Source organism: Bacteroidia bacterium, from assembly GCA_037045145.1.
In the GTDB taxonomy this organism is placed as follows: Bacteria; Bacteroidota; Bacteroidia; order AKYH767-A; family OLB10; genus OLB10.
Map to the genome: position 1 here is coordinate 159,852 of JBAOIA010000011.1, position 14,061 is coordinate 173,912.

12 protein-coding genes are annotated in these 14,061 nt (G+C 36.0%); 4 read left to right on the forward strand and 8 right to left on the reverse strand.

Annotated features, from left to right (window positions below):
* Positions 1–34: 34 nt before the first annotated feature.
* On the reverse strand, positions 35–3,136 hold the full coding sequence (locus V9G42_01700) for a TAT-variant-translocated molybdopterin oxidoreductase (protein MEI2758127.1): 3,102 nt from the start codon (positions 3,134–3,136) through the stop codon (positions 35–37).
* A 71-nt stretch (positions 3,137–3,207) separates the two neighbouring features.
* The gene (locus V9G42_01705) at positions 3,208–4,380 is read right to left on the reverse strand and encodes a c-type cytochrome (protein ID MEI2758128.1); all 1,173 of its coding nucleotides are present in this window, start codon (positions 4,378–4,380) and stop codon (positions 3,208–3,210) included.
* A 292-nt stretch (positions 4,381–4,672) separates the two neighbouring features.
* On the opposite strand from V9G42_01705, the gene V9G42_01710 reads away from it, so the two are divergent.
* Positions 4,673–5,062 (forward strand): SPOR domain-containing protein, encoded by a 390-nt coding sequence (locus tag V9G42_01710; GenBank protein MEI2758129.1) that lies wholly within the window; start codon positions 4,673–4,675, stop codon positions 5,060–5,062.
* A 49-nt stretch (positions 5,063–5,111) separates the two neighbouring features.
* On the opposite strand, the gene V9G42_01715 is transcribed toward V9G42_01710, so the two are convergent.
* The 3 genes from V9G42_01715 to rpoN all read right to left on the reverse strand — a co-directional run bounded on the left by V9G42_01715 (position 5,112) and on the right by rpoN (position 8,078).
* Positions 5,112–5,792: a DUF4476 domain-containing protein gene (locus V9G42_01715; GenBank protein ID MEI2758130.1), complete on the reverse strand. Its 681-nt coding sequence runs from the start codon at positions 5,790–5,792 to the stop codon at positions 5,112–5,114.
* A gap of 136 nt (positions 5,793–5,928) precedes the next feature.
* Positions 5,929–6,549, reverse strand: a complete 621-nt coding sequence (locus V9G42_01720; GenBank protein ID MEI2758131.1) for a hypothetical protein — start codon at positions 6,547–6,549, stop codon at positions 5,929–5,931.
* Positions 6,550–6,551: 2 nt separating this feature from the next.
* Entirely contained in the window at positions 6,552–8,078 is a 1,527-nt protein-coding gene (rpoN, locus tag V9G42_01725; protein MEI2758132.1) for an RNA polymerase factor sigma-54, read from the reverse strand.
* Between the two features lie 217 nt (positions 8,079–8,295).
* Here rpoN and V9G42_01730 point away from each other — a divergent pair, with 217 nt between their 5' ends.
* Complete coding sequence (locus tag V9G42_01730) at positions 8,296–10,140, forward strand: DUF349 domain-containing protein (GenBank protein ID MEI2758133.1); 1,845 nt, start codon at positions 8,296–8,298, stop codon at positions 10,138–10,140.
* A gap of 26 nt (positions 10,141–10,166) precedes the next feature.
* On the opposite strand, the gene frr is transcribed toward V9G42_01730, so the two are convergent.
* Positions 10,167–10,730 (reverse strand): ribosome recycling factor, encoded by a 564-nt coding sequence (frr, locus tag V9G42_01735; GenBank protein MEI2758134.1) that lies wholly within the window; start codon positions 10,728–10,730, stop codon positions 10,167–10,169.
* Positions 10,731–10,821: 91 nt separating this feature from the next.
* On the opposite strand from frr, the gene V9G42_01740 reads away from it, so the two are divergent.
* On the forward strand, positions 10,822–11,145 hold the full coding sequence (locus V9G42_01740; GenBank protein MEI2758135.1) for a (2Fe-2S) ferredoxin domain-containing protein: 324 nt from the start codon (positions 10,822–10,824) through the stop codon (positions 11,143–11,145).
* A gap of 13 nt (positions 11,146–11,158) precedes the next feature.
* On the opposite strand, the gene V9G42_01745 is transcribed toward V9G42_01740, so the two are convergent.
* Together V9G42_01745 and V9G42_01750 are read right to left on the reverse strand one after the other, a co-directional pair.
* The gene (locus tag V9G42_01745; protein MEI2758136.1) at positions 11,159–11,512 is read right to left on the reverse strand and encodes an MmcQ/YjbR family DNA-binding protein; all 354 of its coding nucleotides are present in this window, start codon (positions 11,510–11,512) and stop codon (positions 11,159–11,161) included.
* 87 nt (positions 11,513–11,599) lie between these two features.
* Positions 11,600–13,063: a hypothetical protein gene (locus V9G42_01750; GenBank protein ID MEI2758137.1), complete on the reverse strand. Its 1,464-nt coding sequence runs from the start codon at positions 13,061–13,063 to the stop codon at positions 11,600–11,602.
* Between the two features lie 385 nt (positions 13,064–13,448).
* Here V9G42_01750 and V9G42_01755 point away from each other — a divergent pair, with 385 nt between their 5' ends.
* The gene (locus tag V9G42_01755; GenBank protein ID MEI2758138.1) at positions 13,449–14,033 is read left to right on the forward strand and encodes a hypothetical protein; all 585 of its coding nucleotides are present in this window, start codon (positions 13,449–13,451) and stop codon (positions 14,031–14,033) included.
* The last annotated feature ends 28 nt before the right edge of the window (positions 14,034–14,061 follow it).

Here is a 14,061-nt window from a genome sequence, read left to right on the forward strand (position 1 = left end):
GTTGAAAAATTTCTATTAGTTCGATTAATTTTATTTATGCTTTATGACTGTTATTGGCTTTGCCTGTAGTGTTACGTATCTTAGTTAAATAATTTATTGAAGGCTGAACATTAAGTTCTTCAAGCAAATGATACATACGTTCGCTACCACTTTGTTTTACCAATCGGCTGGATTTGTCATTATAATCACCAAAAGTAATTGCATTGGTTGGGCAAGTTTGAGCACATGCTGTATTAATATCGCCATCTTTTACAGGATGCCCTGCTTTCTTGGCTTCTAACTTACCATATTGAATGCGCTGAACACACATAGAGCATTTTTCCATTACACCTCTTGAGCGCACAATTACATCCGGATTCAACACCATTTTGCCATAATCATTATTCATGTTATAGTCAAATTGAGGATTATCAGAATATTTAAACCAATTAAAGCGTCTTACTTTATACGGACAGTTGTTGGCACAATAACGTGTTCCTACACAACGGTTATAAGCCATCATATTCAAGCCATCCTCGCTATGAGTAGTTGCGGCAACCGGACACACTGTTTCGCATGGCGCATGATTACAATGTTGACACATTACAGGCTGAAATACAATTTCAGGATTCTCCGCAGGTTCTTCCATAAAACCATACATACTTAACTTACCCACTCCCTGCTCATGTGCTTTTTCCTTATCCATATCGCTTGTATAATAGCGATCAATTCGAATCCAATGCATTTCGCGGCTGCGTTGTATCTCTTCTTTACCTACCACCGGAACATTATTCTCTGCAGTACATGCCACTACGCAGGCGCCACAGCCAATACATGAGTTTAGGTCAATGGACATACCCCAGGCATTTATTGGACGGTCGAATCCCGGATTATCTTTTGTTGCCCAAAGGTCTAATTCTTTAGCTGAAACTTTTCCTTTATAAGAATGAAATTTCTCCTCTTCATTACCTGCCTTAGGATCTTTAATATACTCTTCAAGTGTAGATTCTTTTACAATAGCACGACCCATCATGGTGTGGTGAGACTGTGTTGTTGCAAGTGTGTAATCGGCTTCAACCGTTTTATTCAGACTTGCTCCACTAACTGTAAAGTTAAATGTACCTTCTGAAAAAGTCAGTAATGGGTATGCATTCATCCCAACTTTATTCCCTGCTTTTCCACTACTTGTTCTACCATAACCGGCAGCTATAGCAATTGTATCTTTTGCCTGACCGGGTTGTAATAAAACCGGCCCTTTAAGTGTTACATTCCCTGATTTAACTTCAATAATATTTCCTTGTACCAGACCTTTTTCTTTTGCCATTGAAGGGGCAATGGCAAAATAATTATCCCAACATATTTTAGAAACAGGATCAGGTAGCTCTTGAAGCCATGGGTTATTTGAATGACGTCCGTTACCTATACCAGCTTTTTCATAAACTAGAATATCTAAACCGCCTGACTTTCTAGCAGCAACGGCACTCGCTGCATCATTTATATTACCAACAAAGGCAGGCTCACTCTCTGTAACTTCACCATTCCAAACACCTTCCTGCAAAACTTTTTCCCATGCAGGTACAGATGCCATTCCCGTTGCTGTTGAAAGAAGACCTTGTCTCCAATTTTGCATCAGAAACTCATGATAGTCTGTTACTGCTGCCTCGCTCCACAATAAAAATAATTCTTGTGATTGTTTTGTATCAAACAGTTTTTGAATTGTTGGCTGCATTAAGCTGAACATATTGCGTACAGGCTCTGCATCATTCCACGATTCAAGATAGTGAGAGTCCGGACAAATATAATCGCACTTAATCGCTGTTTCATCATTACGGTCAGACAAAGAAATTTTTACTTCTACTTTGTTTAATGCAGAAGTAAATGCTGTAGTATCAGGATAGTTGTACAAAGGGTTTGCATTGTAAAAAATTACAGCACCCACTTCACCTGAGTTCATTTCACGTAATAGTTCAGCCATAGCTTCATCATTTCCCTGTCGTACATTGCTATGTTTTGCTATACTGATTGTGGCGCCATAATTACCAAGCAAGTTGTTAATGGCCGCAACAATTAATTGATCGTTTACATTATTACTGCCACAAACAACCAATGATTTACCTTTTGCATTCCAAAGTTCATTTGCTGTACTGTTAATAGCAGCATCTGCATCGGTCTTGCCTGCACTTACAGTTGCAGCACCTGCTTTAGAGGCTACTGCATTATATAATGACAACAAAGCATTGCCTGTCTGGCTTGCCTTTAATTTATATCGGTTATCAGCATTGCTACCTGTTAAAGAAAGGGCTGCTTCAAACTGAATGTGTTTCGACATGGTTTTTTTGCCATCATCTAACTTTCTTGTCTGTGCGTACTGACGTGCATATTCAATTGGTGCAATCCAGTTATTCAGAAAATCAGCACCAAAGCTTACAATTACATCAGCTTTGTCAAAGCTAAAACTCGGAGTTGCTGCCTTTCCAAATGCTAACTGGTGTGCTTTAATTATTCCATACTGTGATATGGCATCATAGGTTACCAATTTAGCAGTAGGATATTTTGTGGTAAAAGTTTCAATTGCCTTTTTTGTTGTTGGGCTAATGATGGTTGAAGAAACAATACGGATTTTTGTCTGCTTTGTATTAGCAGCAGCCAGTTTCTCTTTTATTTCTTTATTAACAGTATCCCAACTTGCAGCCTTGCCTTTTGCCATTGGGCCTTTAATTCTTTCGCTATCGTACAAATCCAAAACCGAAGCTTGTACTCTTGCATTGGCACCACCTTTAGTAAGTGGCGACAACTCATTACCATCAACTTTAATTGGACGACCTTCGCGAGTTTTTACAACGATACTTGCATAATCATGACCATCAAAAAAAGTTGAGGCATAATAATTAGGAATTCCGGGAACTAAGTTCTCGGGACTTATCAGGTAAGGAATTGTTTTTCGAACAGGGGCCTCGCATGCTGCCATTGAAGCGGCTACAACACCAAAACCTAAAAATTTGAGAAAATCTCTGCGTGGTGTGGCATCTTTGCTTTCAGCTTTTTTGCCAAGAACTTCATCCACAGGGATTTCTTCAAAAAACTCATTGTTTTTAAGACGAACAAACTCTGCATCATTTCTGAGTTCTTCTACACCTTTCCAATATCGTTTTTCCATATATTATTTAAAAAGTTTGTGGCCGACTGTTTTTTATTTGAATGAACAGATACAGCTTTTAGTGTTTTTGATTAATAGTGACAGCGGGCACAATCAAGACCGCCAATTTTGTCAACTGTAAGTTTAGCATCTTTACCATACTTGGCTGCTAATGTTTTATGCACTTCGTCATAATAGCCATTGCCATCCATTTTAACTTCTGTTTCGCGGTGGCAGTTTATACACCAACCCATGGTCAATGGTGAGAATTGCTTCACAACATCCATTTCCTGCACAGGTCCATGACAGGTCTGACATTCGATTTTTCCAACATTAACGTGCTGAGCATGATTAAAATACGCTAAAGCCGGTAAACTGTGTACTCTAATCCATTGTATTGGCTTTTGATTAGTTCCATATTTAGAACCATCCCAATCAAGGGCTGCATAAATTTTCTTGATTTCCTTATCGCCATATACCGGTCCTTCTTTAACATATTTATGGCAGTTCATACAAGTACTTGCTGAAGGAATATTGGCATGACGGCTTTTATCTGCACCACTATGGCAATAAAGACAGGCTATTTTATTATCTCCGGCATGAAGCTTATGCGAAAAGTGTATGGGCTGCTCAGGCTCATAGTTGGTATATACACCTATATCTTTTAATGCATACCACCCTTTAACGCTACCTAAAACTACCAAAAGCAATAAAACAACTGCAATCAGTTTTTTATTCTTGCTAACCCATAAGCTACGTGCCTCTTTTGGTGCTAAATGAGGTGGATGAGGAATACCTTCTTTTTCACGCACTGCATATTCCAGACCTTTTTTAACTTTATTGAGTGTAGCTGCCAATGCAATTAATATCAGGATAATAGCTAACACCCAATACAAAGTAGAGTTATCTTTTTCAGTTGCAACTGTTCCGGGTGCAGGTGCTGTGGGTGCAGCTGCTACCGGTGCCTGCTCACTCTCTTTACCAATATAGGCCAAAACTGCATCAATCTCAGCATCAGATAGATTCTGATTAGGCATGACCATTTTATTGAACTCATTGAAAACTGCTACGGCATCTTTATCACCGGCTTTTACTAATGCTTGTGAGTTCTTTATCCATTTATGTAGCCACTCAGCACTGAATTTTTTATGCACATCCTTTAGTGCAGGGCCAATTACCACATCATTCATTGCGTGGCATGATTTACAGTTGGCATCAAAAAGTGCTTTACCATCCTGTGCTTTAACTCCTATTGAAAATGACAATATCAGGAGCATAAAAAACAACCCCTTACATTTGACAAGAAGGTTATTAGTGAGCTTTTGGTGCATAAATTGTTTTTGTTTTCGTATCAATTTATAAATTAGTCAAACTGCAATAATTCCGTAAAATTCCAGTTTGGAGCGCGCAAATTTATAACTTACCTTTTTTAATTCATAAAATTTTCAAATTAAAATTTAGTCTAAATAACAGTCTTTTATGTTTTTTTTGACCTTGTTATTCAATTTTAAGCTGTTTTTACTGCAAGTTTTATGTTTAATCTGTAATATTGAAGCCATGATTAAAATTGTAAAGAATGTCCTATTAATTATATGTTGCATTCTTTTTCATGTTCAAACCAAGGCACAGACCGGTGATGATAGCCTGACTCATGTACTTATAAAAAAACATATTGCCTATAATATGGCTAAGCCCTTTTCGCAAGGCTACCGCATTCAACTTTATTTTGGGTCACAACGTGACAAAGCCTATGAGTTAAGGACAGAGTTTATAAAGCTATATCCGCAAACGGCTGCCTATGTACTATACCAGCAGCCCAACTTTAAATTAAGAGTTGGCGATTTTCGTACACGACTTGATGCACAAAAAAGCTTAAAAGAGCTTCAGGCCTATTACCCATCGGCATTTTTAGTTAAGGACGATATAAAATTAAAAATGGACGAATAAAAAAAGGTGCCGTTTCTGACACCTTTTCACTGTAATTTATTTATTTCTTTTAGTTGCGTAATGCAATATAATCTGTCAACTCGGTAATGCTGCTTTCGAAACTAAACTGATCATTAACTAAAAAGTAGTTGTTTTTATCCAATGTTTTAGAATAGGCATATTTTGCTAATTCAAGTTTGCTCGACTCAAATGTCATTTGCTGCATTAATCGTCCAACCTGACGTGAGTTGAAATAATTATTATTGACCAACTGTTTTGCAACGGTCATGCGGGTACTTTCAAAATTATAGTTGGTTAAGGACTGTATCATTTGACTAAACTCATAGTCATCCACTTCGCAACGAAGATGTTGTGGATAATAATGCGGCTCTTCATATACCTGTGGTGCATATTCAAAAAGTCTGCTTCCGGTTATACGAAATCTGTTACGATTAACCTCTGCCATCACTTCTGATGCTTCGGGAATAAATACATATCCGGAAAAAACAGTGATATAGACAGGATGATGTGGATGTCCTGCAAGACGCATCACTTTAATAAAATGGTTTCCTGGACGCAATCCATCAGAATAAATATTTGTTGAAGCATTGCTAAATGGTGCTCTGTCTATTGATACAGTCAAAAGACTTCTATCAACAGAAGTTATGGCCAAAGCTGACTGAAAAGGATGAGCTGCTTGCACAATAACAGCTAAACTTAAGATGGCGAGAGTAGTAAATAGTTTTTTCATAATAAACCTCACTTTCTAATTTAACAGATTAAATTCAACTGTTATGCCAAACTATTAAAGTTAAAGCTTTTCTGTTTTAGTTCAGAATCATTTCATCTTTAAAAACAATATATCATGCTATTATAAATACAGTAAATTATGTACTGAGTGACCACATGATAAAAAGATACTCGCAAGCAAAACCAACTATGAATCCTACGTACAGTTGTGAATGTGTATGAGCATTTTGAGATAGGCGGGCTGTTGCAGTAAGTCCGGCCAATAAAAGTGCTAATATAAAAGGAAGAAGAAACTCATTACCCATTAAAACTGTAAGTATATAAAAAGCACCTGCCATTCCTCCTATACCAATGAGATGAATACTTATTTTCCAGAAAAAGTTAATTATAAATGCAAGTGCGATACAGCATGCTGCTGCCAGAATTAGAATTTTTATAACAGATGAAACCGGAAGTCTCAACAAAAAATAATAACAGGCAATATAATAAACTAGTGTTAAAAAATAGGGTATTGTTCTACTTTGTCTGTCCTCCATCAATAAACCTTTAACCCCTTGCTTTTTAAGTAACAATACCGATGTTAAAAAAGGCATCAGACAGGTGAGGATAAAAACTGCTGCTAAAATTATTCGCTGTAATGCAGGTGAAAGTGTATAAGATAGATAGGTGTCCGAATTGAAAAGTATAAGTAATAAATAGATAGGTATTATTAAAGGATGAGTCAGATAAGTAATGATTGAAAAAAAACGGTTCAACATTTTTAAAACTCTTTTCGCAGCCTTGCAACAGGAATGTTTAGTTGCTCGCGATACTTGGCAATAGTTCTGCGTGCCACATTATAACCCTTGTCCTTTAGAATTTTTGCCAATTTATCGTCCGGCAAAGGTTTTTTCTTATCTTCTCCTTCTATAGCATCAGACAGAATTTTTTTCACTTCTCTTGTACTCACTTCCTCGCCCGAATCTGTTGCCATACCTTCCGAGAAAAAAGTTTTTATCAGAAATGTGCCGAAAGGTGTTTGTACATATTTGCTGTTTGCAACTCGTGAAACAGTTGAGATATCAAGCCCAACAACCTCTGCAATATCTTTTAAAATCATTGGCTTTAATAGTCGTTCATCACCTTCCAGGAAATATTCTTTCTGATAGTTCATGATAGCTTGCATGGTATGAAGCAGTGTTGCCTGACGTTGTCTGATAGCATCAATAAACCATTTTGCTGAGTCAATTTTTTGTTTTAGGTATAAGATAGCCTCCTTCTGCGAACGATCTTGTTTTTTACTCTTTGCATAGCCCTCCATCATTTCATTGTACTCCCGGTTAATTCGCAAATCAGGAGCGTTGCGGGAGTTGAGCATCAACTCAAGCTGACCCACGTTGTTTGTTATGATAAAATCAGGCACTATATGCTGAACAGATTTTGTTTCTGCGGAGATATCTCCTCCAGGGCGCGGATTCAATTTTAAGATTTCATTCATGGCTTGTTTCAAATATTCGTCAGGAATATTCATCAATCGGGCAATTTTTTCAAAATGCTTTTTTGAAAACTCATCCATGTAATTTTTAATAATTTCTATTGCTCTGTTAACCGATTTGCTGTTAGGTTTTCGTTGCAGTTGAAGCAGAAGACACTCCTGCAAATTACGTGCACCAACACCAGGCGGGTCAAATGTTTGAATCACTTGCAAAACCTGTAAAAGTTCATCGGCATTAGTTTCAATATTCTGTGTAAATGCAAGATCGTTAACAATAGAATTTAAATCTCTGCGCAAGTATCCATCTTCATCCAAACTTCCAATCAGGTGCTTTGCCATTTGCATTTGTTTGTCGTTGAGGGCAACCATTCCAAGTTGCGCAAGCAATGTTTCCTGAAAAGTTACAGACGAACCATACGGCACTTCTGTTCGTTCATCATCAGGCGAGGTGTTATTGGCAGAGGTTTTATAGTAAGGAATATCTTCGTCAGTGATATAATCATCAACATCAAAATCATCATCTGTTCTGTCTTTTATGTCCGTATCAGCAGTATTGTCAAATTCGTCTTTTTTATTTTCATCACCTTCATTTTCCTCTACGCCTTCTTCCAGTTCAGGGGTTTCGTCCTCATCCTGCTGTACATCTTCGTCCACATCTTCGGGAGCGCCTTCTTCCAATGCAGGATTAACCTCCATTTCCTCTTTTATCCGCTGTTCAAGTGCCATGGTGGGCAACTGAAGCAACTTCATCAGCTGAATTTGCTGAGGTGAAAGCTTTTGTAAAAGTTTTTGTGATAAGCTCTGTTTTAACATAATTCAATAACGCTCCAAATTTACCATTTTTTATACGAGGATAAGACAAAATGGTTTTTATACATCTATATTGAATTAATATTAAAACAAAAAACCGATTTTTAGCTCAATAATTTCTTGCATTAAACAGGTATTTTGTTTTACATTTGTAGTCAGATAAAGCCTTCTCCAAAGGAAGGCTTCATTGTTTGATTATTATTTAATTTTAATTAGTACCATGACAGAAGTAAACAATGATTTTCTTGCAGAAGAAAATCAGCAAGCAGGTGGAATTCAATCGGAGAATGAATCTATTACACAACCTATGCAGGAGGAGCATCTTGCAGCATTGCCCGAAGAACATCTTGAAACATTGCCTGAGCAGGAAGAAAATTACAATCATTTAACCAAGGCTGAACTTGTTAAAGTTGCTGAAGGGTTTGCAGATGGTGATGTTGCTGCTGTAAAAAATAAAATCAATGCATTGAAGAATGCATTTGAACAAATTCAATCTTCAGAAAAAGCACTGGCACTGTCAACCTTTTTAGAAGAAGGTGGTGTTAAAGATGATTTTAAATTTAGCTATACGCAAGCAGACGATCGTTTTCTGGCAGCATTAAAAAAATACAACAAACGCAAAGCTGAATATGCAGAGCAACAGGAAAAACTCAGAGAAAATAATTTAAATGTAAAGCAGGAAATACTTGTTGCCATGAAAAGCCTTATTCAAAATGAGGAAAACATGCAACGTGCATTCGATCTGTTTCACGAACTACAGGCAAAATGGCGTGCAACAGGACCTGTTCCTTCAGGTCAGTTGAATGATTTGTGGATGACCTACAAGCTTTACACAGACAAATTTTATGAAAACATAAAAATTAACCGCGAACTTCAAGAGCTTGATTTCAAAAAGAACCTTGAAGCTAAGATTGAACTCTGCGAAAAGGCAGAAGATCTGATTAATGAATCATCATTAAATTCAGCACTACAGACATTGCATAATTTACAAAGCAAGTGGCGCGAAACCGGTCATGTAGGACGTGATAAAAGCAATGAAATCTGGGAACGATTTAAAGCTGCAAGTGATAAAGTTTATGAACGCAGAAAAGAATATTTTGAGCAGTTAAAGCAACGCTATGCTGAAAATTTAGCTGCAAAAAACCAACTTATTTCAAAAACTGAAGAGTTACTTAAAGACGAGCCCCTGAAAGCCTCTGAATGGATGGAGAAAAGCAAAATGCTTGTTGGAGTTCAGAATGAATGGAAAAAAGTTGGCTTTGCCGACAAGAAATCTAACGATGAGGTTTGGGCTAAGTTCAGAAGTTTGTGTGATGGATTCTTTGTTCGAAAAAATGATTTTTTCACATCATTGAAAAAAGAACATGCTGCCAATCTGCAACTAAAAAATGAATTATGTATTCAGGCAGAAGCATTAATAGAAAATACCGATTGGAAAAAAACAACAGAGGAGCTTAAAAGACTTCAGGCCGAGTGGAAAAAGACCGGATTTGCAGGTGACAGAAACAATCAGAAAATCTGGGAAAGGTTTAGAAAAGCCTGCGATGCATTTTTTGAAAGAAAAAATGCGCATTACACTTCTCTTGAATCTGACTATAAAGAAAACTTCGACAAGAAAAACGCGCTTATTGAAAAAGTAGAACAATTTACACTCGGTGAAAATATTGATGAGACTATTGATCAATTAAAAGATTTTCAACGGCAGTGGAGTGAGATTGGTATGGTGCCGCTTGAACATAAAGACACCATTTATGCAAAATTCAAGGCAGTGATTGACAAACACTTTCAATCAATAAGACAACATAACAAAGAGCGATTTACAACTGGACATAAACCATCTTTTAGAAGTGGCAAACCGGGTAATGAAAAGAATGATTTAAAGTATAAGATTAATCAACTTACAGGAGAAATTAATACCTGGGAAAATAATCTTGGTTTTTTTGCTCGTTCTAAAAATGCTGATGCAGTACGCAAAGAGTTTGAAGATAAAATCAATCATGCAAAAGAGGAAATAAAACGAATTAAAAAACAGTTAGACGAAATCTCTCAGGCACCTAAGGAGTAATTGAACCTACTCCTTTTTACAAGACATTAAACAGTCATTACTTCTTTCTCTTTTGTTTCAAGATGTTTATCAACTTTTGAAATAAAGCCATCGGTAGTTAACTGAATTTTAGTTTCTGCCTCGCGAGCTTCGTCTTCAGTAATGCCTTTCTTCAATTCTTTCTTTATTGCATCATTGGCTTCTTTTCTGATTGAACGTAAACTTATTTTAGCATTCTCTCCTTCGGTTTTACATCGTTTAACCAAATCTTTTCTTCTTTCTTCTGTTAATGGCGGCACTGCAATACGAATGATAGAACCGTCATTCTGCGGATTAAATCCAAGATTGGCAATCTGAATGGCCTTTTCAATTGGACCTAACATACCCTTTTCCCATGGTTGTATTACAATAGTACGGGCATCAGGTGTATTGACATTGGCAACCTGATGTAATGGTGTTTGCGAACCATAATAATCAACATGAATAGACTCGAGCATCTGTGGATTTGCTTTACCAGCTCTGATTTTTGCCAATTCAGTCTCAAGATGCGAAATGGATTTGTCCATATGCGATTGCATTGTATCAATTATCTTTTTTGCTATGTCGTTCATACACCGTAATATTTAACAGCAAAATTAAGCATTGAATTTGAATTGGACTAATTGAGTTTGAATTCTGAACACAATTAGTTTAATTTGCATTATGAGGTTTCAAAAACACATTTTTATTTGCACCAATCAACGCAAAGAAGGTGAACGCAAATGTTGCGGTGAAGTGCATGGTCTTGCACTGGTTGCAGCATTCAAGAAAAAAATTAAAGAATTACAATTGTCCATACCTATTCGTGCGCAAAGGTCGGGCTGTTTAGATGCCTGCGACTATGGCCCATCGGTTGTTGTTTATCCCGAAGGTATTTTTTATGGTAATGTTCAGTTATCGGATGTTGATGAAATAGTTGAGCAGCACATAAAAAATAACAAACCTGTTGAGCGGCTTATAATAAATTTTGATGATAAAAAAGTTTAAGTTCTGATTGACATTAAACTTCAAACCTCATGCGTACTTTTTTGGGTAATTTTTTAACCACTTCAGAATAGCTGTGATCAATAAGCCATTTTAATTCAGAAGGAGGAATAGATTTGTTAAATTCCACAGAGTTCCAATATTGCTTGTTCATGTGAAAGCCAGGTGTAATTTCAGAATAATGTTCACGCCACTCTAAAATAATTTCCGGATTCATTTTAAGATTTACCGTCATGGGCTTTTCTGTTAATGAAACTAAAGCAAACATTTTTCCGGCAACCTTGAAAACTAATGTGTCTTCATCGAAAGGAAAACTCTCTGTTGTTTCTTGTTTCGACAAACAATAGTTTCTGAATTTTTCAATATCCATTTGATACTATCAGTTGATAAAAGTAGTAGAAATTATTCACAACAAATTAAAAAAACAAAGGCGGCAATTTCTGCCGCCTTTGTTTTTTTAATCTTTAATTGGATTTGTCATTTTCCGAATCAATGTATCATCAATTTTAATATACTTCAGAATTGGTTTATCACAATTATTTGCTTCTTCAAACTTAATCAATAATTCGTTGATGCGCACAATTTTTCTCCTGAAGTCCGAAGGCTTTAATGCTGTTTTAAGAATCTTTATAAATATTGTGGTTGACTCAAACTCATGTTCAAAATCGGCAATCTGTCTTTTAATGCTTGAAATCATTTGTTGTGCCAGGCTATCTTCACCCATCAGACAATAGCACAACCCTTGAAAAAGTTTGCTGTCAACATCGGTATGTGTGAACTGTTTTAAAGAAATATTATTTCTTAAATCGTATATAGTTTTTGCTGCACCCTGGTAATCCTTACTATAAAATTTACATAAAGCAATGTACTTCTTAAAAGAAATATAATGATACGGTTCGTTTATATTGAGGTCAAATGTTTTTTCAATTGTCTGATTAAATTCATTCAATCGGTACATTTCACCATCAACCAGAAACTTTTCAACTCGAGAGTTCAGATACTGGATAATAAAAAAGTGCATAGCAGTTTTCTCACTCCAGTCAATAATAGTGTCATTTATTCCATTGCTCAGGTAATGATCGGCTCTAACCTGATTTTGGATTTTCTGATAGTATTCATAGTGAAGTATATCTACCAAAGGACTAATGTTACTATAGAGTGTATCTATCGGAAATGCATCAAATATTTCATTAATACGTTTTAAAATATTTTCTATTTCAAGTTCAAGGGATTTTAACTCCTGTCGTTTTGATGGCAATGAACACAAGTAATAGATTCTGACAATATTGTATAATACAAACAAACGATGTGAATCATACATTTCTGCAATATTGGCAATCTTCCTTTTAAGCATAATAACTTCTTCTAAAGTATCAGGGTCAAGTGTTAACTGATAGGCCCCTAATTTTTTAAAGAAGAGAAAAAATATTTGCTCAGCTTTTGAAATTGCCAATGCATAGGCAACATGTTTATTGTAAAGCTTGTTGTAATGCTCGTAGTCTTCATGATGAATGTGCAACAATGCAAGTGTTTTATAAACTGTAATCAACTCATTACTCATATCATACTCCTTCAGTTGCTTTTCAATTTCTTTTAAAGCTCTGATAGAGAAATCGCGGTTGGTTCCATAAAGAGTTGCAGGAACACGAACTACTTCTTCCATCAATTCACGAATAGGGTTTTCAACTTTCTTAGAAAGGATTTCTGCTATTCTTGTATTGAGACGGGATTTTAATGTATAATAAGCACTTGGATTAACCTGAAGTTGCTTCATCATTTCTGTATCATCAAAATGATTGTCGTTGCGTGTAGCTTCTAAGACATAATAAGGCTTGTTTTTCTTCTTGCCCGATACCTGAAGCAACAATGCCTGATACTCTTCGTCACTAAGTTTCTTTATTGTTTTTCTTAATATATCCATATAAGCTTATGATTAACTTTTTTAAAGACTCTTCCTTATTACGTAAAAAAAACTGCAAGGTTTTAGCTTTTTTAAAAAAATTTCCAGTTTGCATGTTAATGTCCTGGTACCCTTGAAACCCGTTATTAATCTATTTCATTTATATAATAATAAATATACTTTTCTGATAACCCGTTTAAGCACATCAATAAAAGCAATATAAAATGCTCTATCAAGAAGCAAAACCAACTCAATTTAATGAAAAGTGTAACCCAGATACAAATCGGGCGTAAAAGCGGATATGAAAAGAAAATGTGCAGATGTATTACAATGTAATGTTTTATCAGAAATTACAAAAACTACTGCTCATATAAAACGTAAATTTCACTTATAAAAATATATCATTATGGAAGATACAACGATGAACAACACAATGGACTTTTACAAAATGGTTCGTGAAAACCGATTTGCCATGTATTCAAAACCTCGCAGATATTATAATCGTGATGGCATAAAAGGTTCAGCAATCAAGTTCTTGTTTTTTGTGCAGGCAATTATTTTCTTTTTGATGCTTGTGACACTTCATTCTGCTACAGCACAAACAGCAACTACACAACCTGTATTAATGGCTGATGCCAACATAAATGGAACTATTGCAAACTATACTACCATTTATAACTCAGGAAAAGTATTTCTGAACTGGACAGCAAAAAACGAGTCGGCTGATTGTCTTTATATCGTTGAGCGATCTCTTGACGGGAAAGTGTATGAGTCAGTAGGTATAAAAGAAGGTCTTGGTACTGCTGTTGAACTTTTCTATTCATGGATGGATCAAACACCTCCAAACGGATATGCATTTTACAGAGTAAAAAAGATTGCACGAGATGGTTCGCAATATTACAGCTCTACCAATACGGTAATAAATCTTGATTCAAGCTATGATCCGAAATCAAACTATGCTTCGGATAAAAAGCCGGAGGATCAGAAATAAGAAATATAAAAGGGACGACATTACACTT